Raw genomic sequence first — 26,376 nt, 5'->3', positions numbered from 1 at the left:
GCAAGGAATGAAAAAGATCATTATAACAGGGGGCGCTGGTTTTATTGGTTCGCATGTGGTGCGCAGGTTTGTGAAAAATTATCCTGATTACATCATTGTTAATTTAGATAAGCTTACTTATGCGGGTAACCTGGCCAATTTAAAGGATATTGAAAATGAACCTAATTATAAGTTCGTAAAGGGAGATATTGTTGATATTGCTTTTATTAATGAACTTTTTGCGGCTGAAAATCCAGATGCGGTGATCCATCTTGCTGCCGAGTCGCACGTAGACCGGTCGATCACTAACCCCCTTGATTTTGTGATGACCAATGTGGTAGGCACCGTAAATTTATTGAATAGCGCCCGTGAGCACTGGAAAGGCAAATATGATAAAACCCGTTTTTATCATGTTTCTACCGATGAGGTATACGGTACCCTTGGCGATGAGGGGATGTTTACTGAAGAAACTGCCTATGATCCACATTCACCATATTCGGCTTCAAAGGCGGGTTCTGATCATTTTGTGCGGGCCTACCAGGATACTTATGGTATGGATACCGTAATATCAAATTGCTCAAACAATTATGGATCATTCCATTTTCCGGAAAAACTTATTCCGCTGGCAATTAATAATATCAAGCAAAGTAAACCTGTACCGGTATATGGTAAGGGCGAAAATATCCGCGATTGGCTTTGGGTTGAAGACCATGCGCGGGCAATTGATGTAATATTTCATAATGCCAAATCGGGCTCAACCTATAATATAGGCGGGCATAATGAATGGAAAAATATTGACCTGATCAAATTGCTTTGCAGTATATTGGATAAAAAATTAGGCAGAGCTGAGGGAGAATCGGCTAAGTTGATCACTTTTGTGACAGACAGGGCCGGGCATGACCTGAGATATGCTATCGATGCAACCAAATTAAAAAATGATTTGGGTTGGGTGCCGGGCATAACTTTTGAAGAAGGTTTGGAAAAAACAGTTGATTGGTACCTGGCTAATGAAGATTGGCTTAATGATGTAACGTCGGGACATTACCAGCAATATTACAGCAGTCAGTATAACGATAGATAAAAATGTTCGGGCTTTTTAAGAGGAAGAAGGCAGTAAGGGAATCAAAGTTCAATTATGAGGGAATCATGGTTGATATGCACTCGCATGTGTTACCGGGAATTGACGATGGCGCTAAAACGCCTGAAGACTCGGTAGAATTGATAAAAAAGATGATGGAATTGGGGATAAAAAAGTTATCGCTACGCCACACATCATGATAGATTTTTATCGCAACACCCCCGAAACCATAGGAAACGCGCTTGCTATATTAAAAGCCGAACTGGTTAAGCAGGGAATTGATATACCGGTTGAAGCCGCTGCCGAACACTATTTTGATGAAACGTTTGAAGCTCGTGTAGAGGATGGCCCGATCATGACCATGGGCGATAATCACGTATTATTTGAATTTTCATTTATAAATCAACCGCCAAATACTTACAGTGTAATTCAAAAGCTTCATGATAAAGGGTATAAACCTATTTTGGCCCACCCCGAGCGCTATCAATACCTTGATTTAGAGAAATTGAAAAATTTGCACAGTTGGGGTGTCGACTTTCAGCTTAACACCATATCTCTTACCGGGTATTACGGCAAGGAGATAAAGAAGATGGCCGAAGACCTGATTGATAATAGTTTGATAGATTTTATTTCAAGTGATATGCACCACTTAAGGCACGCCGCAGCATTTGGCGATGCACTAAGAACAACCTATATCGAAAAATTGCTTATCGACTATCCGCTTAAGAATAAGATGTTGTTTTAGCAAAAGCAGTATTGCAAAAATGATATAGCCTAAAAAATCGTTGTTGTGGTACGAAGCAATAACGATTTTTTTATTTGTTTTAAATGCTAACGTCCCATCAGGGTCTCTCGCAGAGGACCCTGATGTATACGCCATACAAGATTCGCTGTTCTGAATATGCTATTAGGTATTTATAGAAAACATAGTGATGTTGTTAAAAAAAACATCCCGAAGAAGGTAAGTTTGATGTACCTTCTTCATTTATAAATATTAATATAGTTTATAGTTGGAGTTTGGCGATAGCGTAACTTCGCGCTGAATGAAGGAAATATCCTGTTTACGAGTTATTTCAAAACCTTTAGGGGGAAAAGGTAGGGTGTTGTTTTTATTAACATTTTTTATTTTTGTAAAATAATAAGTTGGTATTTTTGCTTGTATTTTATATATAATAAATATAACTTTATATCAAAAGCTATATTATTATGAAAAATAGACAACTCTTTAAAGTGGTGTTAATTGTTTTATTGGCAATTGGCAGTCAAGTATTATTCGGGTTTTCACCCGCTAAGTCAAAAAATGCCTATAAGTTAAAATCAGTTCACATTACCAGGCTAAATGCCAGGTTGGTGCAATATGATTTTTATTTTAGCAACGGCAATAATAGTGTTACATTAAGCGGGCGCGGGCAAACGAATAGCGGTAACATTAACGCATTTTTGGTTGAGTATTTTGGGACTAGCCCTGATAACGCGGTAGGTGCCGGTACAGCAAGTGGTACTTACTCTATCGATGCAAACGGGAATTGTACAATAAACGTAACCTATACCGCATATGGCCACGCCCAGGAATGGTATAGTGGAGTGGCAAATTATTCCGTCGTTTAAATTATATACGTTTTCTATAAGGAGGTCATCTAAAAGTTTAAGGGTGACCTCTTTCTTTTAAATTGCACTTTGCTGTTTCTGTAGGGTTCTGGTAATAATTTTTGTAAATGTAATCGTTGCGTTTTTTAGTTCGGTATTGTTGCTATTCGTACCTCAAAGCTTCAACCGGATCCAGTTTTGCTGCTTTTTTTGCCGGGTAGTAACCCGATATCAAACCAATAAACGTACACAACACCACTGCAAAGAACAGCCATCCCCATGGCACTACAAATGCGCCGCTTATTTGTACGGCAATTAGGTTTCCGGCAGCCATGCCCAGTATCATACCTGCTGCACCGCCTATAAGGCAGATCACTATGGCCTCTATTAAAAATTGTTTACGAATGATTGCCGGGGTTGCTCCTATAGCTTTTCGCACACCAATTTCGCGGGTGCGTTCTGTTACTGATACCAGCATGATATTCATAAGCCCTATGGCGGCACCGATTAGCGTGATAATACCTACAGCAAAACCGGCGGCTGTAATACCTGCAAGTTGACCTGAAAGCTCTTTTTGAATGGAATCGCTTCGGCTTATTTCAAAGTTATCCTGGTTAATTACGTTAAGCCCTCTTACGTTTCTGAATAAGGAAGTGGCTTCACCTATGGTAGCATCAAGGGCACCGGGAGTGGCTACTTTAATGGTTACTGTGAACGAAGCATTTTTGGTACTGTCTATCTGTTTGGCTTTCAATACCGGGATCACGCAAAATTTATCGCCTCCGAATGAACTTGAGCCTTTTGATGCAAATACACCAACTATCCTGAACCTATCGGTACCAAGATATATCGATTTATTTATCGGGTCTTCGGTTTTAAACAGTTTCTTTTTAATCTCGTCGCCAATAATGACCACGTTCGATCCATGTTCCAGTTCAGAAGCTGAAAAATTACGCCCGAAAGCCAGCTTTTTACCCGCTGTAACCAGGTAATTTTCGTTTGAGCCGGAGATAGATATGTTTGGATTGGTTTTTTGATTGCCGTATTTGGCTACTGCGGTACCATTTACCTCTAAATTAATGGCTATAGCTACCGGCAATTTAAAAGTATTTTTAAAGCGTACAGCTTGGTCATAAGTAATGGCCGGATACACTTTACGATGCCCGCCGTTGCCGAAGTTCAACCCCTCGCCACGGTTTTGCAGGGTGAATGTGTTGGCGCCAAGATCGGCAAAAGCATCATTAGTGAACTGCCTGATGCCTTCAATGGCCGTTAAAATACCCACCAACGCCATGATACCAATAGCTATGATGAGCGCGGTTAATGAGGTGCGCAGCCTGTTGCCGGCTATAGACTGTAATGCAATGGAAATGTTTTCTTTGTAAGAGGTTTTTACCGGCATGGTATAAATATAAAAAACTTGCTGGTATGACTATGCACTCCGCCTATTTGTTACAGTTGCTGATCAATAAACTTTTTGATGGATAGTATAGCCTGGCGTCAATGATATTGCCTGTTTGTTGCAATTTTAATCCCTATATATTAAATATCTTCAGGTATATTTATGAAATATAAACTAAACTTGCCATGAAGCAAATTTTCCTCTTGTTTTTATTTATTGTATTGAGTGTTGGTGCGTGGCCTCAGGACAGCCTGTTGCATAAAGTTGTTAAGCATTCCTTTAATATTGACGAGACATTCGGTAGTAAAAGATTCGACCGGAAAGCAACTTACTTACAAGGAATGGGGCGATCTGGTGCGTACCAGGCAGTTTGTTTTATGGCCCGAGAATATAGAAGATCCTAAAACTGCCTTTATTGTTAAGAAGAAGGGCACCAAAGAAGTGCGGTACATAAAGTCTGAAACTGAGCAAACGACAGGAACACGAGAGAGTATGCCGAAACAGCTATCGCCCGAAGAAGCCAAAGAGCAGTACATGGCTTCTCTCCCCAAACCCTACGAATCGACCTATTTTAACACCGGTGAGATAATGGAACCGTTTAGTACACATGATATTAACGGTAATAAAATCAAACTAAAAGATTTACGCGGCAAAGTCGTTGTCTTGAATTTTTGGTTTATAGGCTGCCCGGCCTGTATGCAGGAGATTCCGGAGTTAAACAAGCTGGTTGATGATTATAAGGGTAACTCAAACGTGATTTTTTTGGCAATAGCACTGGATTATCGCTACGATCTGAAGAAATTTCTGAAGCAAACGGAGTTTAAGTATGATATTATCGATGATGGCCGGAATATAGCCGCCAGGTATAAAATAGGCCTTTATCCAACCAGTGTTATATTAAATAAGGAGGGAAAAGTTACCTTTCATACTGTAGGATTTGCAGTAAACTCCCCGTATTGGATGAGAAAGACGATTAACGAGGGATTAAAATGAGGCAATTGTTTCAATGTGGGGGCGCATAATTGTGTCTCCCGTAAGACAAGCCGCATGCCCAATTGCGTAAATTGCACGCGGTAGAGACGCAATTATGCGTCTTACAAAAAAAGCGGCATCAGGATGATCGTGATACCGCTTTATAATATTTTAAAGAAAATTTTAAACCGAGAAAGAAGAACCACAGCCGCAGGTGCTGGCAGCATTAGGATTGTTGAAAGTAAAACCACGGGCATTTAATCCGTCCTGGTAATCGATTTGCATACCGGCCAGGTATAAACCGTGCGCTTTGTGCATGAAAACTTTAATACCATCAATAATATATTCCTGGTCGCCGTCTTTTTTCATGTCGAAGCCTAAAATATAGTTCATGCCCGAACATCCACCACCCTCAACACCAACACGTAAACCAAATTCGTCGTGTATTTCTTGCTGGTCTTTTAATTTATAAAGTTCTTTTACTGCGCCCGGTGTAAAAGAAACCGGAGCAGCTTCAACAGCTATACTCATCTTTATTTTTATTTATTCCACACAAATATAACGTAAAATGCAGATTTTTGTTAGTGTCATAATTTTATGACCCCTGTATAACATTTATAAACATGCCCACTCTACCTTTTTTGTTTGATATTTTAAAATATACTATTTCGGGCTTAGGCGTTGTGTATATCGCTTTTTACCTGTTTAAACCATACCTTGATAAATCAGAAAGTATCCAGCTATTGGAATTAAAACGTACTATCAGTAATCAAACACTGCCCTTGCGCCTGCAGGCTTACGAAAGGGTTGTACTTTTCATTGAAAGGGTTAATCCTGCAAGTTTACTTATCCGCCTTAACGGATCGGCCGATACCGCCGCCGAATTGCAGGCTATTATTGTTAACGAGGTGCGCAACGAGTTTCAGCATAACATTACGCAGCAAATTTATGTAAGCGCCCGGGTTTGGAACGTGGTAAAAAGGGTAAAGGACGATACCATTAATATGATCAATAATGCTGTAAAGGCTTTACCTCCTGATACTTCAGCACTTGAGTTAAGTAAGGTTATCCTGGTACATTTAAGTAAGCTTGAAGATAACCCTTATGATGTGGCGCTTGGGCTCATCAGGCAGGACATGGAAGAATTACACTAAGCTTATGGCCAGGGATAAAAAAATTACCACTACATCGGGTATCGAAATTAAGGAGGTTTATACCGAACCTTCAAATATGAATGAATTGCCCGGTGAGTTCCCTTTTACCCGCGGCATCCAAAAAGATATGTACCGGGGCAAACCCTGGACCATGCGTCAATACGCCGGTTTTTCAACCGCCGAAGAATCAAACAAGCGCTACCACTATTTATTAAGCCAGGGAACAAACGGACTTTCGGTAGCCTTCGATCTCCCAACACAAATAGGCTATGACTCCGACCACCCCCTTGCCGAGGGTGAGGTAGGCAAGGTAGGCGTAGCCATTGATTCGTTAAAAGATATGGAGGTTTTATTTGAGGGTATTGAACTTAAGAATATCACCACCTCCATGACCATCAACGCAACCGCTCCTATTTTGCTGGCCATGTACATTGCCCTGGCAAAAAAACAGGGCGCTGATCTGAAACAGATTTCGGGTACTATCCAAAACGATATATTAAAAGAGTATGCTGCCCGTGGTACCTATATATATCCCCCTGCGCCATCCATGCGGCTCATTACCGATGTATTTGAATACTGCAGTAAAGAGGTGCCCAAATGGAATACTATCTCCATATCAGGTTATCACATCCGCGAAGCAGGCTCAACCGCCGTGCAGGAGCTTGCATTTACATTGGCCAATGGCAAAGCTTATTTAAAGGCCGCGTTGGATAAAAGGCTTGATATTAATGTGTTTGCCAAGCGGCTTTCCTTCTTTTTTAACTGTCATAGTAATTTTTTTGAGGAAATAGCCAAGTTCCGGGCTGCAAGGCGCATGTGGGCGCATATTACTAAACAATTGGGAGCTACCGATGCCGGCGCTCAAAAACTTCGCTTTCATACGCAAACAGGCGGCTCTACTTTAACCGCTCAACAGCCGCTCAATAATATTATAAGGGTAAGCAACCAGGCAATGGCTGCCGTGCTGGGGGTACACAATCATTGCATACCAACGGGTATGATGAAGCCTTGTCGTTACCAACAGAAGCCGCAGCCAAAATAGCCTTGCGCACCCAGCAGGTTATCGCGTTTGAAAGCGGTGTTACCGATACGGTTGATCCGCTTGCCGGTTCATACTTTATCGAAGCTTTGACAGATGAGATAGAAGCAGCAGCCCAATTATATATAAATAAGATAGATGCTATGGGTGGCGCGGTAAAAGCCATAGAGCAGGATTATATCCAGCAGGAAATAGCAGCCTCTGCTTATCAGTACCAACAGGAGATTGAAACCGGCGAAAAAGTGATTGTAGGTGTTAACAGGTTTACCCAGCAGGAGGAAGCTCCCGTTAACGTGTTTAGGGTGGATGATGCGATCAGAAAAATGCAATCGGAAAAAATTGCAGAGCTAAAAAAGGCGCGTAATAGTGAAGAAGTTGAGAAAAGTTTACATCTTTTGAGAATGGCTGCTGCCAGTGCTGAAAACTTAATGCCGTTTATAGTAACTTCGGTAGAGAGCTATGCAACCCTGGGAGAGATTGCCGACGTATTGCGCGGCGTTTTTGGGGAATATTAGGATCGGGGTGCGGCTTTTAGGTATGTGTTTATTGCGTGCCGCAAATCAAAAAAAGTTAATTTTTAATTTTATAAAACACTAAACCAGCGCATTATTTTTTAGTTTATAATAATAGCTGAAACGGCTCAACAATTACCCCTGTTTTGACGTATAATTAAGGGTTGTAACCGGCGGTTTTATTATTCTTTTTTTTGAAATTCCAAAAAAAGAAAAAAACAATTGAGAAATATTTGGATTGTGATTTTTATACCAAAAATTATGTTATCCATACAAAAATTTCATTAAAAAATCGAATTTGTTAGTAAAAAGCCAAATGTTAAAAAAGTGAAAATTTAATTTTTTTATAAGCTTTTTTTGGCAATATTCGATGTTCCGTAGCAAGGCCAAAAGTTGTTTCGCTGGGGGTTGGAAATCAATATTTTACTTTTATTTATATGGAAAAAACTTGTACGAACGTTTGGAATAGCTGCCTTCAGATCATCAAAGACAACATACCGGCCCAGAGTTTTAAAACCTGGTTTGAGCCGATTAAAGCTTTGAGAATGGAGGGAAGCGTATTAACCATACAAGTACCAAGTTTATTCTTTTACGAGTGGCTTGAAGAGCACTATGTAGGGTTACTGCGCAAGACAATCAAAAAACAATTGGGCGACGAAGGACGTTTAGAGTATAATATAGTTGTTGAGCAATCATCAAGTAAACCATACACAACTAACATGCCTTCAAACGGAAATGGCGCTGATTCAAAACATCAGAGTATGCCGATACCTATTTCAATTAACAAGGATATTAAAAACCCCTTTGTTATACCCGGGCTCAAGAAGTTGAACGTAGATCCTCAGCTTAACCGTAACTACACCTTCGAAAACTTTGTTGAAGGTGATTGCAACCGTTTGGCCCGCTCTGCCGGTTATGCCGTTGCCGCTAAACCCGGAGGTACTTCATTTAACCCTTTAATGATTTATGGTGGTGTAGGTTTGGGTAAAACGCACCTGGCACAAGCTATTGGTAACGAAATTAAGCGCACCCTGCCCGATAAACTGGTACTGTATGTATCATGCGAAAAATTTACGCAGCAATTTGTTGATGCTTTAAAGCACAATAATATTAATGATTTTGTGAACTTTTACCAGGCCATTGACGTGCTGATCATGGACGATGTGCACAACTTTGCCGGTAAGGAAAAGACACAGGATTTCTTCTTCCATATATTTAACCACCTGCACCAATCGGGCAAACAACTAATCATTACATCAGATAAAGCGCCTAAGGATCTGGCCGGTTTGGAAGAACGCCTGCTTTCGAGGTTTAAATGGGGCTTATCTGCCGATTTGCAGATCCCTGACCTGGAAACCCGTATGGCTATCCTGAAGAATAAAATTTACCAGGATGGCATCGATCTGTCAAACGATGTGATCGAATACGTTGCTCATAACATTGATAATAACGTACGGGAGCTGGAAGGCGCCATGGTATCGTTACTGGCCCAGTCAACCCTTAATCGTAAGGAGATTGACCTGAACCTGGCTAAACAAATGTTGAAAAACTTTGTGAAGAACTCATCTAAAGAAATTTCGATGGAGTATATCCAAAGTTTAGTGTGCGAGTACTTTGAAGTACCTATTGAAATGGTAAAATCTCAAACCCGCAAACGTGAAATTGTACAAGCCCGTCAAATATCGATGTACCTGGCTAAGGCACATACCAAAAGTTCATTGAAATCAATCGGTCATTTTTTTGGTGGCCGTGACCACTCAACCGTGATCTATGCCTGCCAAACTGTGGAGGATTTGATTGACACGGACAAGAAATTTAAAGGGTACGTAGCAGATATTCAGAAGAAACTAAAAATGAGCTAATAATTGCTCGCTAATACAACAAAAAAGGCCGGTTATTTTTAACCGGCCTTTTTTGTTTTTATGTTTTTTAAATGTAGTTTTAACGGTTGTAAACCTTATCATAAAACTGCATATGAAAAAACACACCCTCCTGCTGTTTTTGTTTTTTTTCCATTTTTCAAATATTTATGGTCAATCCGTTACCCTTGAAAAAGGCAAGCAATTTGAGGTTGATGTGCATACAGAAACGAGGTCGCCCGATATGGCGGACTATTCCACTTTAACCTTTGCCTTTAAGGTAGAGGGTAAAGACGGGCCTAATACTGTACTTGAGTGCAGGATTGTAAAAGTGGTTATGAGTAGCCTCTATGCTAAATATCCAGGTTCCAATAGTATATTAAATACCGATAGCATCCATACACTTAAATTAAACTCGTCCTGGCTGCTTTTACATCTGGCGTTGATGCATCAGCCGTTAACTGTAACAATGAGCCCGCGCGGGCAATTGCTGAGTATTACCGGTGTTGATAAAGCTTTGCAGGCTGCCATTGACAAATGGGGCCTCAGCGATGCAATGGCTTCACAGCTAAAGGCTAATGGTAAAAGCTTTCCTGAAACCAGTATAACCGGCATATTTACTCAATTGCCGCCACAAACCATCAGTTACAAAAGCGAGTGGACAAGCGATAACTTAAATTATAAGGTTACTGCTATTAATGGTGCTTTGCTTTATATTACTTCAACAAGTATTAAAACAGGAAATGGCCAGGGCATGAGCGGCTCGGGTATTTTTAACCAGGTAACGGGGCTCATGGAGCAGTGGCAATATGCAACAGAAACCAAGTTTGAACAGGAAGAAGAAGGGAGAAAAATAATGGTGCCGCAGTATGCCTACAAGCAAAGCCTGCGGTATGGTGAAAGGCATTATACGCAGGATACTGCCTGGATTAGCATGGCCATAAAAACAAGTCGTTCATTTAGTGATGCTCTTAAAACCAATACGATGTTCGATTCGGTAAAGGTGCATCGCTATTTCAGGGATAACGATGCTAAATTTGGTAATGATCCTTATTATGTAGTAACCAGATTAAATTTAATGCAAGAAATAGCCGGTTCCAGTAATTATGATGCTTACTCCAAAATGCTCAGAAATACACCCACAAGGTTTTTGAAAGACGAGGAAGGGCACTTGTTCAATAAATTTGTTGAGGTGAGTAATACCTCTGCCGACTCGGCCTATGTGATCAGTAAATACCTTTATAAAACCAGATTGTTTGATCAACTCATTCAGGAATCATATGCACAAAGTTTTTTAAGTTCAGATATAGCCAGTCTTATGCAGGACAGAAGGCTTTAAGAGGTATGTGGCTTTACAAAAACTAAGTGACGCAGATGTAAAGAAAGTGCTTGCCGAGCAAAGCGAGCAACGGCGCAATTCTGTGCAAAAGGCAAATGAGCTGCTACTTTTACTGCATCAGGATAAAGATGTGTTGATTCAACAAAAAATAAACCCGCTTTATTTGTGGGTAAACGCAAAAAAACATGAACAAGAGCCCAACTTGTTAAACAAAACAGCCAAAGCTTTTATGCATATGGACGATGCCAGTATGAAAGCTGGAAATGGTAGCAGATATGCCTTATTGACGTATAAGCTGCTTTTAGGCGCTCACGCAACTGCCAAGGCAAATGCACTTTTGTTAAAAACGATTGAAAACCTGGAGCGATACAGCGCAGATACGCTTAATGCTAACCACTATGCCGATCAAAATATGCTGGCTTATGCCTGGTATCTGAAATATCAGGCCGAAAAACCTGCCGATTCGGTTAAGGCGCTGCAATACCTCTCAAAAGCGGCCAGGTGTTCACCCGCTACTACCAAGGAAAAGGCTCATGCCAGTTATTACGACCGGGTTTTCCTGCATTCAAAGGAGAGTTATAGGGAAGAGTTCATTGAACGGCTTTTTAATAGTGGGGATGATACACAAGCGCTTAAGGTATTTGTTGATCACGTTAACGCCGGATTGGATAATATTGACGAGATTACAAAAATTGTATGAGTCGCATTTTACAAATAAAAGTTTTAAGGATTTTTTTGTTTCGGATGTGATAAGTACCTGGAAAACCGCACCGCCATTTACCCTTAAGGCACTTGATGGCAAGGAATATTCATTGGCCGCGTTCAGGAATAGTTGGTTGGTACTTGAATTTTGGGGAACCTGGTGCGGCCCATGTCGCGCTGAGATGCCCCAAATTAATGCTTTTAACAAGGAGCTGAGTGAAGGCAAACATAGCGGTATCAATTTTTTAAGTATTGCCTGCCGGGATAACGAGCAGGAGGTAAAACTATATATTACCGCTAATAAGTTTGAGATACCTGCGGCTATGGCGAATGATACTATTGAAAAGCAATATAGCGTTTCAAGCTATCCTTCTAAGATTATTATATCGCCCGAGGGTAAAATGCTGACCCTGAAGTTTGGTGGCGACTGGACGGGGATCATTAAAAAGCTTAATCAGATGTATCCGGCAAATAACTAAAATTGTTATGGAGAAAGGTAAATGAGGTATATTTAGTTATGAAAAAACTTATCCTCGCAGTATTTATTTTATTGTCGTTCCAATCCTTCGCCCAGCAAACGGAGCAGGATGCTATTAAGCAAACCATCAATACTATGTTTAACGCCATGCGTAAGGGCGATAGCACGATGCTTAGATCCACCTTTGCTAAAGGAATCGCTTTTCATAGCGTAGCCAACAAAAAGGATGGAACCGTAACTTTGGAAATTGAAAACCCTGACGATTTTATCAAACTTATTGGCACGCCACATAAGGGTGTTTATGATGAACGTATAACTTTTGCCGATATTAAAATTGACGGTCCGCTGGCCAGCGTTTGGGCTCCATACAAGTTTTACTTAGATGATAAATACAGCCATTGTGGAGTGGATGTTTTTCAATTGATGAAAACCGCAGATGGCTGGAAAATCATTTACATAGTTGATACAAGGCGGAAGGGCAATTGCCCGGAGTGATATTCTACATCACACCCAACTTCATCATTCCATAAAACAAACCGGCGCAATGCATAGCTTGTTTTATCTCGTTATTGAGCAGTAGTTGTTTTACTTCTTCAATGGTGTATTCTTCAACAATCAGTTCCTCCAGTTCATCGAGGTGTTGGCCCTGCACCTTTTTGCCACCTTTAGTAAAATAGGTAAATGTTTGATTGTTAGCAGTGGATGGGTTACCATATACAGTGCAAATCAGTTCAAATTCGTCAAACTGGTAGCCGGTTTCTTCCAGCAATTCCCGGCGTATTGCGTGTACAGGTTCTTCGCCTGCATCAATCACACCGCCCGGAATTTCGAGCGAGATAACACCTGCGGCATGACGGTATTGTTTCACCATCAATACTTTATTGTCTTCGGTTATGGCTACTGCGTTAACCCAGTTTGAATATTCAAGTACATAGTAATCTTCAACTATTTTGCCATTTGGCATTTCGCATTTATCAATGCGGAGGGTGGCCCAGGGGCCTTTGTGGATGTATGATGATGAAAGTAGTTTCCAGGTGAGATCTTTACTCATAGTTATTTTGCAGAAATTGATAGATAGCGTTACGCTTGTTTATGTTTTCGAATGATGCTCGATTGTGATTCTTCTCCAGTCGGTTAAATATAGAAATGATCTTTTGTAAGGCGGCCAAGGTTTCGTCATTAGCTGCAAAAGGTTCATAATACATATATAACAACTGAGCTAAAGCATCCAGCTTTTCGGGCGAATAGTTTCTCTCGTTGAGTAAAATGTCAAAATCTTCGATGCTTAGTTCAAGCAGATCGTTCAATTTTAGATCATACTCGTCCTGAAGCATTTGATCAGCATGTTGAATAAATGCTTCAGGATTTGCAGCGTTTTTGAAACCTGCCAGCTTTGATATCGAATATACGATCTTTTCAATCTCGCGTAAGATGAAGTCTTTTTGCATTGGTTAAGATGTGTTATACCGTGAACGACTACCAGCTGCCGCTTGAGCCGCCGCCGCCGCCGCTTCCGCCGCCAAAACCACCAAAGCCACCGCCTCCGCCACCGCCGGAAAAACCTCCCCAGTCGCCACCGCCGCTCCGGCCTCCGCCGCCAAGCATGTTACCTGCCAGGAACCACCAGAATGGGCTTGCACCCCCTGCGACCAATGATTTGCCTGCCGCCTCCGCCGCCGCGATTGCGGAATACCAGGATCAGGATAACTACGACTATGACAATGACTATAAAACCAGCCGGGCCGCCGTTGCTTTGCTTTTGTTTTTTTGCCGCCTTATACTCGCCTTTCATTGCTTTGATAATGCTGTTGGTACCAGCATCAAGTCCGCCATAATAGTCGCCTTGTTTAAAGTGCGGTTTAAGGTCATTTTGGATAATATCCTGAGTAACGATATCGGGCAAGGCGCCCTCGGCGCCGTAGCCGGTTTGAATACTCATTTTACGGTCGCCAATAGCAACCAATACCAATACGCCATTATTTTTGTCTTTTTGCCCTATACCCCATTTCCGTAACAGTTGAACGCCATAGTCATTAATATCATAACTCCCTGTCGATTTCAGGATCACCACTGCAATTTGCGTTGAAGTGGAATCATTGAAGGCTACCAACTTAGTTTCCAGTCGCTGTTTATCAGCCGGGTTTAGAGTGTTGGTATAATCTGTTACGAGAGTATTGGAGCGTTCCGGAAAGTCCTGAGCAATTGCGGCAATAACGCAAAGTGTAAATCCGAAAAACAGTATAAACTTTTTGAGCATGTTTTTAATTTTTAATCGCCATCCATAAAGGCTATATCATCCGGAAGTTCGTTTTGATCGCCATCTTGATGAGGGAAATATTTTTGGAGCTGTTCCCCGGCAATTTTAAGGCCTGTAACAATTCCTTCAACAATATCGCCATATTTAAAATGCTGCAGCATATCATCGCGGGTGGTATCCCAAAAATCGGGGGGGACAACCTGGTTAATACCGGCATCGCCTATGATGGCAAATTTGCGGTCGACGGTGGCCACATATACAAGCACCCCATGCCTGAGCTTGGTTTTATGCATATTGAGCTGTTGGAAATATTTTGCAGCACGGTCAAGAACATTTTCACTGCACCGCTTTTCGATGCACACCCTGATTTCGCCCGATGAGCGGTGCTCGGCATCTTCAATAGCTTTGCGGATGCGCTGCTGTTCCTCTTCGTTAAATACAGCCATATATTTTAATTATTGATTTTGTGAATTGTTGAATTGTGGAGTTATTGCATCTGTGGGCTTGTTTAACTGTTGAAGTACAAGTCGTAATTCAATAACTCAATAATTCAGTAATTCAATAATTAATTAAACTCTACTTTAGGGGCTTTGTCGGCACCAGGCTCGGCAGTGAAATAGCCTTTTTCAGAAAAACCGAACATTTTGGCAGTTATATTGGCTGGAAACGAACGGATTTTGCTGTTATATTCCTGAACGGCATCATTAAAATCTTTGCGCGATACATTGATCCTGTTTTCGGTGCCTTCCAGTTGAATTTGCAAGTCGTGGAAGTTGGAATTCGATTTCAGGTCGGGGTAGTTTTCAGTAATTGAAAGCAATTTACCAAGGGCCGCGCTTAGCTCACCTTGTGATGCCTGGAAAGCTTTTATTGATTCGGGTGTAAGCTTGTTGGGGTCAACTTGCACCGATGTTGCCTTTGAACGTGCCTCAACCACAGCTGTAAGGGTGCTTTTTCAAAATTTGCTGCGCCTTTTACGGTATTAACTAAATTGGGGATCAAGTCGCTACGGCGCTGGTAATCGCTTTGCACGGCACCCCATTTAGCTTTAACAGTTTCATCTAATTTAACCATACTGTTATAGCTGCATGAACTTAAGGACATAGCTGCAGCTATGATTAATATAACCGAGAATAACTTTTTCATTTGTTTTTCGTGTGTTTTTGTGATGTTTTGGGTTAGAGTGCAAATCACGTACCGTTGTTACAAAGGGCATGAGTTGCTGACAAGGTGTCAAGTTACGGCTTTTTGGTAAATTATAGAAGGATGTGAGACGTAAGATGTGCGATATGAGAAATAATTAATGGATTTGAGATATGAGACGTGAGTTATGAGAATGTTCTGTTCTTTTACCCTATAAAAGCAGAAAGCCCCATCAGGGGCTGCGTCATTGTAAATGATTTGTATAAGGTTAATAGCGGGACCGGCTTATCCTGCCAGGCAATGTTCTTCGCGCATGGTTAGTTTCGCTACCATATCTTTTAAAAGCGTACGGGCACGGTGCAGTGTAGTGCGTGATAAAAGTTCGCTCATGCCCAGCGACGAACCTATTTCCTGGTGCGAGTAACCTTCAATGGCGTACATGTTAAAAACAGAGCGGTATGTTTTTGGTAATTTTTGTACCAGTTTCATCAGGTCTTTAGCTTCAAGTCCATTATCATTAAATGAGCTGCTGATAGGTATAGCGGCGGCTTCCTCTGCTGCAAAATCATCAACCAAAACTATTGGCTTTAACTTGCGATAACGTGATATGGCGCAATGTACCATGATGCGGCGGATCCATCCTTCCAAACTGCCTTCGCCACGGTAGTTTTTCATATTGCGGAACATTTTTATAAAACCTTCCTGTAATATATCCTGTGCCTCGTCTTTATCGGTTGCATAACGCATGCAAACAGCAAGCATACGTGGTGCTAATAACCTGTATAATTGTTCCTGGCTCTTCCTGTCGTTAGTCATGCAGCCATTCCATATAGTGTGTAAGCGTTCGTCGGCGGTAGTCATTGTTCTATTATTTAAATACATGAGGTGCATGCCAATCTAAGTGCCATTTTGTAATTTATTGATTTTCAGTATTTTATTTTTTGTTGGCTTTTAAAACTGTTCGATAGCGTACGGTCAATGTGCAAAGCCGAACGGTTTTGAGGATTTTGAACCTTCTCCCGATACTTTTAAAAGTCTCCCCCTTTGAGGAGAGATTTAACCGGGGATTCTTAACTTTGCACCATCCGGGATAAAAACCCGGCATCAGTCATGACAAAAGAAACAGAGATAGTTTGTCCTCCCGGGCAACAGGAAGATGAAGCAGTTTTAAAGCAACTGGCGTCAGCAGCGCTGAAAATTCCCCTGAAAAATATTTCGGCGTTAAAAATCTTAAAGCGTTCTATTGACGCGCGCGGCCGCCGTGTGGTTTACCGCATGCAGGTGAGGGTTTTTATAGAAGAGGTCTACCAGCCTGAAATTTTTTCTGTTAATTACCCCAACGTGCAATTTGGCCGACCAGTAATCATCGTTGGTGCAGGCCCGGCCGGATTATTTGCTGCCCTGCAATGCATCGAACTGGGTTTAAAACCAATTGTTATTGAACGGGGCAAAGATGTAAAACAACGCCGCCGTGATTTGGCAAATATCAACAAACAAGGCCTCGTTAACCCCGAATCAAATTATTGTTTTGGGGAAGGCGGGGCAGGTACTTATTCGGATGGTAAGCTGTATACCCGCTCAACCAAGCGGGGAGACGTGACCCAGGTGCTTAAAATGTTTGTAGCCCATGGTGCTGCCGAAGATATCTTGATTGACGCCCGTCCGCATATCGGTACCAACAAACTGCCGCAGATTATCACTGCCATGCGCGAAACAGTGCTGAACGCAGGCGGTGAGATCATGTTTGATACCAAAGTAAGTCAACTGTTGGTTGATTTTGGAAAAATTAAAGGCGTCAAAATAGCTGCGGGCGAAAAGATTATGTCAGATGCTGTGATCCTGGCTACAGGCCACTCGGCAAGGGATGTGTTTGAAATGCTGCATAGCCAAAATATCCTGATCGAAGCTAAACCTTTTGCTTTAGGTGTAAGGATAGAGCATCCGCAAGAAATAATTGACCGCGCGCAATATCATTGCGAATTGCGAGGCCCTGATTTGCCGCCATCATATTATAGCCTTGTTGAACAGGTTGACGACCGCGGTGTGTTTTCTTTTTGTATGTGCCCGGGCGGCATCATAGCCCCGTGCTCAACAGAAGCAGGGGAGATTGTGGTAAACGGCTGGAGCCCTTCAAAGCGAAATAACCCATTTGCCAATTCGGGTACGGTAGTTCAGATTAACCTGGAGGACGTTGCCGGCGATGATAGCGATCCTTTTAAGATGCTCAACTTTCAGAAACAGGTTGAACATGCTGCTTTTGTAGCCGGTGGCGGTAATCTGGTAGCGCCCGGACAACGGATGGTTGACTTTGTGCAGAACCGTTTATCAAACGATTTACCCGTTAATTCATACTTGCCCGGTACTAAAAGCGTTGAACTTAAAGAATTGTTACCGGGGTGGATCAATGAGCGCTTGCGCAAAGCGCTACCGGTATTCGGTAAAAAAATGAAAGGCTATTATACCAACGACGCCATTTTGGTTGGCGTTGAATCGCGTACATCATCGCCTGTTAAAATTCCGCGCGACAGGGAGACCTTACAGCATCCACAGGTTAGGGGTTTATTTCCCTGCGGAGAGGGGGCGGGCTATGCGGGTGGTATAATTTCTGCTGCTATTGATGGAATTAACTGTGCAACTGCTGCTTTAAAAATATTATCATGACCACATCTCAAAAATTATTTAACCAGCTTCAAAGCGTTTTGTCGGGCGAACCATGGTATGGCCCCTCAGTTTATTCCATTGTTGATAATATCAGTTTTGAAGCTGCCTATGAAAAGCCCGCTGGCTCAATACATAATATTGCCGCTATTATTTTGCACATGACCGGATGGACTGAAGAAGTAATGGACCGCATGAATGGCATGGACGCACAGTTGCCGGTTCGTGGTGACTGGCCTGAACCCGGCCTGCCCGACGAACAAAAGTGGAAATGGATTGTTGAAGATATAAAGCTGGTGAATGTAAACCTGGCAGGCTTTATCCAAAACTTCCCGGAAGAAAAATGGAACGAGCCTGTTACCAAAAAGGGCGGAGAAGCCGGAGAAACTTACGAATACCAGGTGACCGGTTTGATACAGCATCATATTTATCATTCCGCGCAAATTGCTTTATTAAACAGGATGATCAATGGCTAATAAAAAAACATTAATATTAGGGGCAACGCCAGATACCAGCAGGTATGCCAATTTTGCGGCTACCCGTTTGGTTGAACGCGGGCATACCATTGTTAATGTCGGCGTAAAAACGGGCGAAGTAGCTGGCGTACCTATTGAAAAACCTGAAACCATACACCGTGATATTGATACCATAACGCTGTATGTTGGCCCACAAAATCAACCTTCGTTGTATGATTATATATTGAACACAAAACCCAAACGGATCATATTTAACCCTGGTACTGAAAACAGCGAACTGAGGCGCAAGGCTAACGAGCAGGGCATCGAAACGGAGTATGCCTGTACGTTAGTAATGTTATCGATAGGACAGTATTAAGCTCGAAGTCTAAGTCGATAGTTCAAAGTCGGATGTCTGTCAGACATGATCAGATTAATACTTTGAACTTGTAGGGCTTAGGACTTATGACTTTGGACTCTCAACTCACTCTCCGCTGTTAAAGGCCTGCATATCTATCAGTTTCCTGTACAAACCATTGTTTTGCAATAATTCCAAATGCGAGCCACGTTCAACAATGCAGCCATTTTCAAGAACGAGAATGATATCTGCATTTTGTATGGTGCTTAAACGGTGGGCTATTATAAGCGATGTCCGGTTCTGCATTAGGTTGTTCAATGCTTCCTGTACCAGTTTTTCGGATTCGGTATCCAATGCAGAGGTAGCTTCGTCTAATAGCATGATTGGCGGGTTGTTGAGCACCGCGCGTGCAATACAGATCCGCTGGCGCTGGCCGCCGGACAATTTTGTGCCGCGGTCGCCGGTATTGGTTTGATAGCCATTTGGCGTTTCCATAATAAAGTTATGGGCATTGGCTATTCGCGCAGCCGCTTCAACCTCTGCCTGCGTTACACCTGTTTTACCAAAAGCGATATTGTTAAAAATGGTATCATTAAATAAAATGGACTCCTGGTTAACTATACCCATTAAAGCTCTTAATGATTCCATGGTAACGGTTTGGATATTTTTACCATCGATAGAGATCGTACCAGATTGAGGCTCACTGAACCGGGGCAGCAGATCCATCAAAGTTGATTTTCCTCCGCCGGATGGCCCGACAAGGGCTACTGTTTTTCCTTTCGGAATTTCGAAGTTAATGTTTTTAAGTACATATTTTTCAGTTTCAATCAATGACTTTCCGGTATCAGCGGATTGCTTAACATCAGGTTTAACTGCATAAGCAAATGATACATTTTCAAATGTAACCTTGTCTTCAAAGCCGGTAAGTTCTGTGGCATCAGGAGCGTTAACAATTAGTGGTTTCTCATCTATTAGCGCCAGTACGCGTTCGCCTGCTGCTATGCCGGAGTGAATGTTACTAAAAGAATCTGAAATTGCTTTAGCCGGACGCATAACTTGCGAAAAAAGGGCAATGTAAACAATAAAATCCGAGGCGGCTAAAGTGCCGGTGCCGCTTATAATTAGCGAGCCACCATATAACACGATGCCGGCAACCATTAAAACGCCTAAGAATTCGGATACAGGCGAGGCCATTTGCTGCCTCTTGGCCATTGATCGGGTAATTCTTGAATATTCCTTGTTTTCGTGATCGAAACGGTCTTTTATAAATGAAGCAGCATTAAATGCTTTTATGATCTTAATACCCGATAATGCTTCATCAAGATTACTGATCATGTTGCTATAGGTTTGTTGTGATTCGGCGGCCTGTTCTTTAAGCCGTTTAACTATCCTTGATATTATAAACGCCGAAACAGGAATTATCAGCATGGAAAACAAGGTTAGTTTAACGGATATTACAAACAGCATTATCAGGTAGGCTATCAATTGAAAAGGTTCTTTGAAAGCAACCTGTAAAGTACCGGTAACCGAAAACTGCACCACCTGCACATCTGCTGAAATTTTTGAAAGGATATCGCCCTTGCGTTCATTACTAAAATAACCAAGGTGCAGGTTCATTACATTGTTAAATACAGTACGGCGAAGGTTAAGCAATGTATAAATACGCAGGTTTTCCATTATGCGCTGCGATAAATACCTGAATAAATTACTAAGTAAAACTGATGTAACGATTGCTATGCAAACAAACTTTAAAGCGCCAAGCGGGCCATAATGTTGATTAGCTGTATGAGCGAAAAATTCAAAGTCCTTAATAGGGTCCCACCAGTTTTTGGGTTTAACAATTACGGCATTTGCAGCGTGTTTATCAAAAATTGTAGTAAGTAAGGGTGCAAGCAACGCTATATTGAGCGTATTAAATATTACCGAGAACAACGTGCATATAAAATAAGGGAATGCAAATTTTCCTATAGGACGAGCGAATGACAGAAGCCTGAAATATATCTTCATCAAATTATTTTAAAAGTGCAAAGCTAATAGTAATTAAGTAATTAAAGTGATCAAAAATATAGAAGCTGCCGGGGGCATTTACTAATACTTACAGCTGACAGAACCTGGCCTGTTAGAAACTATCCGATTTTATATACCTTTATCAAAGATTGTGCTTAAATACATCAGGCATATCAACGTTAAAAAAATGAATAATAATATAGCATTACTGGTAGGACTGAAGAATAATTTAGACTACAGTAAAAACTTTTATGCTACCACGCGCGCCCTTTACCCTGATGTTGAAATTGTTTTTACAAGTTACAATAGTACCGACGGAACCCATTTATGGTTGGATAGTTTGAATGACAGCAATGTCAGGTATTATTATTCGGATGAAGCGAAAACATTTTCAGATACTTATAACAAGTGCATTGAAATAGCAACAAAAAAATACGTTGCCTTATTACATAACGATATAATAATTGCTCCCAATTTTATTGAATATCTGGAGAAAAGCATATCGAAACAAAGCATCACCAAATTTACCACCGTTGAACCGCCGGTTTTTGCTGATGACGAAAGACCAGGCAAACTTGTAAAAGATTTTGGAGCCGATATTAACACCTTTGATATTGCGGGGTTTTATAAATACGCTGCTGAAATTCAAAACAAAAAGCAACCCGATGTTAAAAATGATGCTACAACTTTTTTCTTTTGTATGCTAAGAGAAACATTGCTCGATATCGGCGGCTTTGACCCTTTATACAATCCGATGTTTTGTGAGGATGACGATATGATTATAAGACTGGGACTGCTGGGCCTCACAGGATACGTAACAGTTAATGCTTTGTGTTATCACTTTGTTAGTAAAACATCCAGGTTTTCAGAGGAGTATCAAAACCGTACCATGCAGATTGAACTAAACTCTAACCGTAATTTTTTCAGGAAGTGGGGTTTCAAAAATTCATCGGCAGTAAAAATAAAATACGACGTTGGGTTTGTAGTAAAGAATGGAAGCACAGAGTTGCTTGAAAAAATAGAACCACTTTGTGCTACCGTTTATGTAGATGGTGATTTCAACGAATATATTGATCGGGAGCAACGGAATACCCTGTTTAATTTAAATAATAAGATAAAATCATACCATCAAAAAAAGAAAATGACATCCTTGTTTTTTTGACGGAAAGAAATTTGGTGCACGTTCGCTGGATATCCTGGAAAACCTAAGCGGCTTAATTACGCGCAAAAGACAGAAACGAACTGCAATAATTTACAAGTTGTTAGGGTTGGGCAATATGATATTCAGAAAGCATATTTTCCGGGTCAGGATAGCTAACTTTGCAACTTATCAACACCTGCTCATCAAAAGGAAATAATGTTTTTCAGTTTTTATAAAAATAAAGTAAGCATATCATACGGCGTAACGGTTTGTAATGAACATGAGCAACTAAACAAATTGCTGGCTCATTTGCTCAAAAACATTGATAAAAATGATGAAGTAATAATATTGCAGGATATTACTAAGGAGGATGAAAAAACTACCGCAGTAATTGAAAAGTATAAGCATCAAATAGTACATTTAAAGGCAAAGCTTAACAGCGATTTTGCATCGTTTAAAAATAACCTGGTGAAAAATGCATCCAGCGACTACCTGTTTCAGATAGATGCCGATGAAATCCCTAAGAAAACGCTTATCAAACGTATAAAAAAACGTTTGTACCGGAAGCCAGATTGCGATTGCTTCCTGGTACCAAGGGTTAATATTGTTGAAGGGCTTACAGAGGCGCATATACAAAAATGGAACTGGACGGTTGATAAACTTAACCGCGTTAACTTTCCGGATTACCAGTTTAGGATCCTCAAGTTAAACGGGCATATTAAATGGAAAAATAAGGTACATGAAGAACTTTATGGCTTTGAAAAAAGCTGCTATTTGCCTCGTAAAAATGAGAAGTATTGCCTGATGCACATTAAAAACCTTGAACGACAGGAAGCCCAAAACAATTTTTATGATACCTTACAATCCTGACCAAACACATTTATTTTAGTGAAACGTATAGCTTTTATTGTTCAGCGGTATGGCATCGAGGTTAATGGTGGTGCCGAGTACCATTGCCGTTTAGTTGCTGAAAAACTAAACAACCGTTTTACTGTTGAGGTGCTTACTACCTGTGCTAAAGATTATATGTCATGGGCAAACGAATACGCTATCGGCACCGAATTTATAAATGGCGTTAAGGTGATACGTTTCGGTGTTGAACACCCAAGGGACTTGAAAAAATTTAAGCTTGCAGGCCGCAGGTTACGGAAGAAAAAGCAAAGAAGATATCATAGGTTGCTTGGCTATTTCGGGCAGCTGAAAAACTTTGAAAAATTGACCGGGGTTAAACCCCGGGCCGAAAACGAGTTAGCGTGGATAAAGGAACAGGGGCCTTATGTGCCCGAGCTCATCACGTTTTTGAAAACCAATCAGGAAAATTATGATGTCCTTATCTTTTTTACCTATTTGTATTATCCCACCGCTATAGGGATTTCAGTGGCCTCTCATAAATCTATACTGATACCTACTGCTCACGACGAGCCACCTATATATCTCGAATTTTTTAGAAGCTTTTTTAAACAGCCTAAGGCCATTCTTTATAATACCGAAAGCGAAAGACGCTTTGTTAACAAAGTTTTTGGTAACGAGGATATCTATTCAGACGTTGTTGGGGTTGGAATTGATGTGCCGGCACTTCAACCCAGTCCGGGCGCCAATGCTCTGCTACAACAGGCCGGCAATTATATTATTTATATCGGGCGTATAGAGGTTGCTAAGGCCTGTGATGAACTTATCAGCAACTTTATAAAGTTTAAGGCCAGTACGGATAATGATATTAAGCTTGTATTTGTAGGCAGGGCATTTATGCCGGTTACAGAACATCCGTCAATCATTTACACTGGCTTTGTTGATGAATATATTAAATTTAACCTGCTCAAAAATTCCAGGGCGTTGGTAATTCCCTCAATATTTGAAAGCTTATCATTAGTAACGCTCGAAAGCATGGCTTATGGTATTCCTGTTATAGCCAATGAAAAATGCGAGGTTATCAAAGATCATATTAATAAAAGTGGAGCCGGTTTCTTATATAACAACCAGGAAACTTTTATAGCGGCTATCCAAACAGCTTTTAGTAATAATACAAATGTTGCGGATCTGAGCGAAAAAGCCAAATCATATGTAGCCGAAAATTATACCTGGGTAAAAGTGTTAGAGAAATTTGATGCGGCTGTTGACTATGTAGCCGGTCATTCTTCGTCAAGCATCTCGCAATAAAGCTGCAGATATTGCCTTGCTGTTTCATCCCAATTGAATTTTTGCGCATGGGCCTTGATTTTTTCTGACGGGTTATGTTGGCGAAAATGCTGCATACCCTCATTAAATGCTTTTTGCATCTCGCTGCCATCAAAACTCGGGAAAAAGTAAGCGCAATCTCCTGCAATTTCGGGTAACGAAGTATGCGTTGAAGTAAAAACAGGTTTGCCGTGGTGCATCGCCTCTATTACAGGCAAGCCAAAGCCCTCGGCTATTGAAGGGAAAACAAAGGCCTCACAATGTTTGTAATACCATGCTTTGTCATTATCTGATATTGTTCCAATTATTTTTACTCTGCTTTCCACTCCATATTTTTTTGCTTCTGCCATAACTTCGTCTTCATACGGGGTTTTTATCCCGGCTATAATGAGTTCAAAGTTGTTATTGGCTAATAATGCAGGTAAAACATGAAAGTTTTTCTTGGCAGATACGATACCTATAGTAAACAGGAATTTTCCTTTAGTATGATATGCGGGGAGGTGGCCGTGCGGTGATTCAAGTTTGTCGGCACCGTTGTAAATTACCGTTAATTTATCAGCTACTTCAGGAAAATAAGTAACAACATCTCTTGCAGCAAACTTAGAAATGGTTACTATACGGTGGCATTTATTAATACGCTCGCCTAACTTTTTAAGGTAATGATTTAGTTTTTTTGCCAATATTTTCGTGAATCTGGTTAATATCATGTATAGTCATGATCTTCTTGTACTTGCTATGTACTTTTTTGGGTTTTAACCTTGAAAATTGATCGGTAAAATGGAAAAGTTTTATACTGTCTCTGTTTATGAAAAAAAACTTATGATATTTTTGGCGGAAATGCCGCTTCACTTCATCGTTATCAAAGTCAGATGTGGCGTCATATAAAAAATAACTCAAATCAAAATTTTTATTTTCTTTTATCAGTGCCTTTCCCAAGCTTCTTCCAAAATAAAATAAGCCTGTATTGGGATATTGCATCGAATCAAACGTTACCAATACACGAGGTTTATTCATATCCATGTTTTAACTTTCTCTGACACCATAAACGGCGTAATTGTTTCTAAATTGTTTGTTCCGCTTTCAATATAGCTCGCTTTTTTGCCAACAGGTGCCCATCGGCCAGGGTGTATAGGCCTTAATGAGGGGAATAATCCAAGGGTATTGATCCCGGTTAGAGCAGCCAAATGCAGCGGGCCTGTACCTGAAGCAATAAGCCCGCCAGTTTTACTTATAAATGCAATTAACTCACTTAACGACATCTTTCCGGTCATATCTTGTACTGTTGAAGGGAGTGTTTTCAGCCAGTTTGCAAGCAAGGCCTTTTCGTTTTCGGAGCCAGTTACAATGATGTTGAATTTTTCGGGTGAAAGGAGGTGTATCAATTCGGCAAAATTATCCAGGCCCCATTCCATACCGCTGCCGTGTGATTTTGGATGGATGATCAGGTTAAACTTATCATTTACAAGTACAGAACTTAAAGCCGGCGTAAGCTCAATTTTGCTGTGAAAGTTATTATTGGATATAATTTCTATTAAGGACGGTACATACTTAAGCCCCAATGGTTTTAACAACACCAGATTAAGCTGTGCCTCATGCAGGTCGGACTTTTTGCGGCTTAATTTTACCAGCCTGTTGCAGGTGTACCAATGAAAAACCCTGTTGGTTGTTCCTATCCGGAGCTTAATACCCGATTGTCTTGCTATCCTGGCAATATGTTTATTAGGCAACACATGAATTATTGCATCTACGTTTTGTTTCTGCAGATATTCAATCTGTTGTGCTTCGGAGAGCTTTTTTAATTCATCGTAATTAATAAATGAGTCTATTGAAGATATGGTATTGATTACTGGCTGCGTATAGGTACGGCCTAAAAAAGATACCATAGCATTTGGAAATAATTGCTTAATGTATGCTGCTACAGGTAAAGTAAGTACAACATCGCCAATAGCGTCAACCCTGCTTATTAAGATGTGTGGTGTTTTTATATAATTAATATCGGCCATTGTCTTAAAGAATTGTACGGGCAGGATTAAAAAAATGCTACACATTAATTTGCAATGATAAGATTAAATCTGTTACAG

The 26,376-nt window shown here is 40.9% G+C and carries 27 protein-coding genes and 3 pseudogenes; 17 read left to right on the top strand and 13 right to left on the bottom strand.

Features of this window, described 5'->3' with window-relative positions; translation table 11 throughout:
• The first annotated feature begins 7 nt into the window (after positions 1 to 7).
• From rfbB to ACRQ5D_RS02430, 3 genes and pseudogenes are all read left to right on the top strand, one after another.
• Positions 8 to 1,060 carry a dTDP-glucose 4,6-dehydratase gene (gene rfbB, locus ACRQ5D_RS02440; RefSeq protein ID WP_091165779.1) on the top strand — a complete coding sequence of 351 codons (1,053 nt, stop codon included), beginning with the start codon at positions 8 to 10 and terminating at the stop codon, positions 1,058 to 1,060.
• A 2-nt stretch (positions 1,061 to 1,062) separates the two neighbouring features.
• Positions 1,063 to 1,802 (top strand): annotated as a pseudogene (locus ACRQ5D_RS02435) (tyrosine-protein phosphatase).
• A gap of 461 nt (positions 1,803 to 2,263) precedes the next feature.
• A complete protein-coding gene (locus tag ACRQ5D_RS02430) occupies positions 2,264 to 2,665 on the top strand; it encodes a hypothetical protein (protein ID WP_091165788.1) in 402 nt (133 codons plus the stop codon).
• Between the two features lie 142 nt (positions 2,666 to 2,807).
• Here the strand turns inward: ACRQ5D_RS02430 and ACRQ5D_RS02425 are convergent, their stop codons facing one another.
• A complete protein-coding gene (locus ACRQ5D_RS02425) occupies positions 2,808 to 4,046 on the bottom strand; it encodes an ABC transporter permease (RefSeq protein WP_091165792.1) in 1,239 nt (412 codons plus the stop codon).
• A gap of 285 nt (positions 4,047 to 4,331) precedes the next feature.
• On the opposite strand from ACRQ5D_RS02425, the gene ACRQ5D_RS02420 reads away from it, so the two are divergent.
• The gene (locus tag ACRQ5D_RS02420) at positions 4,332 to 5,039 is read left to right on the top strand and encodes a redoxin domain-containing protein (RefSeq protein WP_432328411.1); all 708 of its coding nucleotides are present in this window, start codon (positions 4,332 to 4,334) and stop codon (positions 5,037 to 5,039) included.
• A 162-nt stretch (positions 5,040 to 5,201) separates the two neighbouring features.
• Here the strand turns inward: ACRQ5D_RS02420 and ACRQ5D_RS02415 are convergent, their stop codons facing one another.
• A complete protein-coding gene (locus ACRQ5D_RS02415; protein ID WP_091165800.1) occupies positions 5,202 to 5,549 on the bottom strand; it encodes a HesB/IscA family protein in 348 nt (115 codons plus the stop codon).
• Positions 5,550 to 5,641: 92 nt separating this feature from the next.
• Here ACRQ5D_RS02415 and ACRQ5D_RS02410 point away from each other — a divergent pair, with 92 nt between their 5' ends.
• From ACRQ5D_RS02410 to ACRQ5D_RS02380, 7 genes and pseudogenes are all read left to right on the top strand, one after another.
• On the top strand, positions 5,642 to 6,172 hold the full coding sequence (locus ACRQ5D_RS02410) for a hypothetical protein (protein WP_091165804.1): 531 nt from the start codon (positions 5,642 to 5,644) through the stop codon (positions 6,170 to 6,172).
• Positions 6,123 to 7,726 (top strand): annotated as a pseudogene (locus ACRQ5D_RS02405) (acyl-CoA mutase large subunit family protein). The gene ACRQ5D_RS02410 and the pseudogene ACRQ5D_RS02405 overlap by 50 nt, the downstream one beginning before the upstream one ends.
• Positions 7,727 to 8,160: 434 nt before the next feature.
• Positions 8,161 to 9,585 (top strand): chromosomal replication initiator protein DnaA, encoded by a 1,425-nt coding sequence (gene dnaA, locus ACRQ5D_RS02400; RefSeq protein ID WP_090528828.1) that lies wholly within the window; start codon positions 8,161 to 8,163, stop codon positions 9,583 to 9,585.
• Positions 9,586 to 9,697: 112 nt separating this feature from the next.
• The gene (locus ACRQ5D_RS02395; RefSeq protein ID WP_432328410.1) at positions 9,698 to 10,921 is read left to right on the top strand and encodes a DUF6263 family protein; all 1,224 of its coding nucleotides are present in this window, start codon (positions 9,698 to 9,700) and stop codon (positions 10,919 to 10,921) included.
• A 7-nt stretch (positions 10,922 to 10,928) separates the two neighbouring features.
• A complete protein-coding gene (locus ACRQ5D_RS02390) occupies positions 10,929 to 11,621 on the top strand; it encodes a hypothetical protein (RefSeq protein ID WP_432328409.1) in 693 nt (230 codons plus the stop codon).
• Complete coding sequence (locus tag ACRQ5D_RS02385) at positions 11,596 to 12,102, top strand: TlpA family protein disulfide reductase (RefSeq protein WP_432328408.1); 507 nt, start codon at positions 11,596 to 11,598, stop codon at positions 12,100 to 12,102. The genes ACRQ5D_RS02390 and ACRQ5D_RS02385 overlap by 26 nt, the downstream gene beginning before the upstream one ends.
• A 38-nt stretch (positions 12,103 to 12,140) precedes the next feature.
• A complete protein-coding gene (locus ACRQ5D_RS02380) occupies positions 12,141 to 12,596 on the top strand; it encodes a nuclear transport factor 2 family protein (protein ID WP_091165812.1) in 456 nt (151 codons plus the stop codon).
• A gap of 4 nt (positions 12,597 to 12,600) precedes the next feature.
• Here the strand turns inward: ACRQ5D_RS02380 and ACRQ5D_RS02375 are convergent, their stop codons facing one another.
• The 7 genes and pseudogenes from ACRQ5D_RS02375 to ACRQ5D_RS02345 form a co-directional block, all read right to left on the bottom strand.
• Positions 12,601 to 13,152, bottom strand: coding sequence for an NUDIX hydrolase (locus ACRQ5D_RS02375; protein ID WP_091165815.1), 552 nt, complete (start codon positions 13,150 to 13,152; stop codon positions 12,601 to 12,603).
• Positions 13,145 to 13,549, bottom strand: coding sequence for a hypothetical protein (locus ACRQ5D_RS02370; RefSeq protein WP_091165818.1), 405 nt, complete (start codon positions 13,547 to 13,549; stop codon positions 13,145 to 13,147). The genes ACRQ5D_RS02375 and ACRQ5D_RS02370 overlap by 8 nt, the downstream gene beginning before the upstream one ends.
• A gap of 28 nt (positions 13,550 to 13,577) precedes the next feature.
• Positions 13,578 to 13,706, bottom strand: a complete 129-nt coding sequence (locus tag ACRQ5D_RS02365; protein ID WP_431199041.1) for a hypothetical protein — start codon at positions 13,704 to 13,706, stop codon at positions 13,578 to 13,580.
• 1 nt (position 13,707) lies between these two features.
• Positions 13,708 to 14,358, bottom strand: a complete 651-nt coding sequence (locus ACRQ5D_RS02360) for a TPM domain-containing protein (protein WP_431199040.1) — start codon at positions 14,356 to 14,358, stop codon at positions 13,708 to 13,710.
• Between the two features lie 11 nt (positions 14,359 to 14,369).
• Entirely contained in the window at positions 14,370 to 14,804 is a 435-nt protein-coding gene (locus tag ACRQ5D_RS02355) for a TPM domain-containing protein (RefSeq protein WP_090528810.1), read from the bottom strand.
• A gap of 119 nt (positions 14,805 to 14,923) precedes the next feature.
• A pseudogene (locus ACRQ5D_RS02350) lies at positions 14,924 to 15,504 on the bottom strand (LemA family protein).
• Positions 15,505 to 15,786: 282 nt separating this feature from the next.
• Complete coding sequence (locus tag ACRQ5D_RS02345) at positions 15,787 to 16,362, bottom strand: RNA polymerase sigma factor (protein WP_091165826.1); 576 nt, start codon at positions 16,360 to 16,362, stop codon at positions 15,787 to 15,789.
• A gap of 249 nt (positions 16,363 to 16,611) precedes the next feature.
• Here ACRQ5D_RS02345 and ACRQ5D_RS02340 point away from each other — a divergent pair, with 249 nt between their 5' ends.
• Genes ACRQ5D_RS02340 through ACRQ5D_RS02330 form a run of 3 tightly spaced genes read left to right on the top strand, consistent with a single transcriptional unit; the run spans position 16,612 to position 18,993 of the window.
• Positions 16,612 to 18,162 carry an NAD(P)/FAD-dependent oxidoreductase gene (locus tag ACRQ5D_RS02340; RefSeq protein ID WP_091165828.1) on the top strand — a complete coding sequence of 517 codons (1,551 nt, stop codon included), beginning with the start codon at positions 16,612 to 16,614 and terminating at the stop codon, positions 18,160 to 18,162.
• The gene (locus ACRQ5D_RS02335) at positions 18,159 to 18,635 is read left to right on the top strand and encodes a DinB family protein (RefSeq protein ID WP_091165832.1); all 477 of its coding nucleotides are present in this window, start codon (positions 18,159 to 18,161) and stop codon (positions 18,633 to 18,635) included. The genes ACRQ5D_RS02340 and ACRQ5D_RS02335 overlap by 4 nt, the downstream gene beginning before the upstream one ends.
• Positions 18,628 to 18,993, top strand: coding sequence for a CoA-binding protein (locus ACRQ5D_RS02330; RefSeq protein WP_091165836.1), 366 nt, complete (start codon positions 18,628 to 18,630; stop codon positions 18,991 to 18,993). The genes ACRQ5D_RS02335 and ACRQ5D_RS02330 overlap by 8 nt, the downstream gene beginning before the upstream one ends.
• Before the next feature lie 105 nt (positions 18,994 to 19,098).
• Here ACRQ5D_RS02330 and ACRQ5D_RS02325 read toward each other — a convergent pair whose 3' ends face one another.
• Positions 19,099 to 20,979, bottom strand: coding sequence for an ABC transporter ATP-binding protein (locus tag ACRQ5D_RS02325; RefSeq protein ID WP_091165839.1), 1,881 nt, complete (start codon positions 20,977 to 20,979; stop codon positions 19,099 to 19,101).
• A gap of 187 nt (positions 20,980 to 21,166) precedes the next feature.
• On the opposite strand from ACRQ5D_RS02325, the gene ACRQ5D_RS02320 reads away from it, so the two are divergent.
• The 3 genes from ACRQ5D_RS02320 to ACRQ5D_RS02310 all read left to right on the top strand — a co-directional run bounded on the left by ACRQ5D_RS02320 (position 21,167) and on the right by ACRQ5D_RS02310 (position 24,277).
• A complete protein-coding gene (locus tag ACRQ5D_RS02320) occupies positions 21,167 to 22,141 on the top strand; it encodes a glycosyltransferase family 2 protein (RefSeq protein WP_432328407.1) in 975 nt (324 codons plus the stop codon).
• 195 nt (positions 22,142 to 22,336) lie between these two features.
• The gene (locus ACRQ5D_RS02315; RefSeq protein WP_091165846.1) at positions 22,337 to 22,990 is read left to right on the top strand and encodes a glycosyltransferase; all 654 of its coding nucleotides are present in this window, start codon (positions 22,337 to 22,339) and stop codon (positions 22,988 to 22,990) included.
• 18 nt (positions 22,991 to 23,008) lie between these two features.
• Complete coding sequence (locus ACRQ5D_RS02310; RefSeq protein WP_091165849.1) at positions 23,009 to 24,277, top strand: glycosyltransferase family 4 protein; 1,269 nt, start codon at positions 23,009 to 23,011, stop codon at positions 24,275 to 24,277.
• On the opposite strand, the gene ACRQ5D_RS02305 is transcribed toward ACRQ5D_RS02310, so the two are convergent.
• Genes ACRQ5D_RS02305 through ACRQ5D_RS02295 form a run of 3 tightly spaced genes read right to left on the bottom strand, consistent with a single transcriptional unit; the run spans position 24,250 to position 26,298 of the window.
• A complete protein-coding gene (locus ACRQ5D_RS02305) occupies positions 24,250 to 24,975 on the bottom strand; it encodes a glycosyltransferase family 4 protein (RefSeq protein ID WP_431199035.1) in 726 nt (241 codons plus the stop codon). The genes ACRQ5D_RS02310 and ACRQ5D_RS02305 overlap by 28 nt on opposite strands.
• Positions 24,947 to 25,309: a hypothetical protein gene (locus ACRQ5D_RS02300; RefSeq protein ID WP_431199034.1), complete on the bottom strand. Its 363-nt coding sequence runs from the start codon at positions 25,307 to 25,309 to the stop codon at positions 24,947 to 24,949. The genes ACRQ5D_RS02305 and ACRQ5D_RS02300 overlap by 29 nt, the downstream gene beginning before the upstream one ends.
• Positions 25,306 to 26,298, bottom strand: coding sequence for a glycosyltransferase family 9 protein (locus ACRQ5D_RS02295; protein ID WP_256337394.1), 993 nt, complete (start codon positions 26,296 to 26,298; stop codon positions 25,306 to 25,308). Before ACRQ5D_RS02295 ends, ACRQ5D_RS02300 begins: the two co-directional genes overlap by 4 nt.
• Positions 26,299 to 26,376: the final 78 nt, after the last annotated feature.

The sequence above is a fragment of the Mucilaginibacter sp. P25 genome, from assembly GCF_050859465.1.
Taxonomy (GTDB): Bacteria; Bacteroidota; Bacteroidia; order Sphingobacteriales; family Sphingobacteriaceae; genus Mucilaginibacter; species Mucilaginibacter gossypii.
This window is presented reverse-complemented; position numbering and strand designations above follow the sequence as displayed.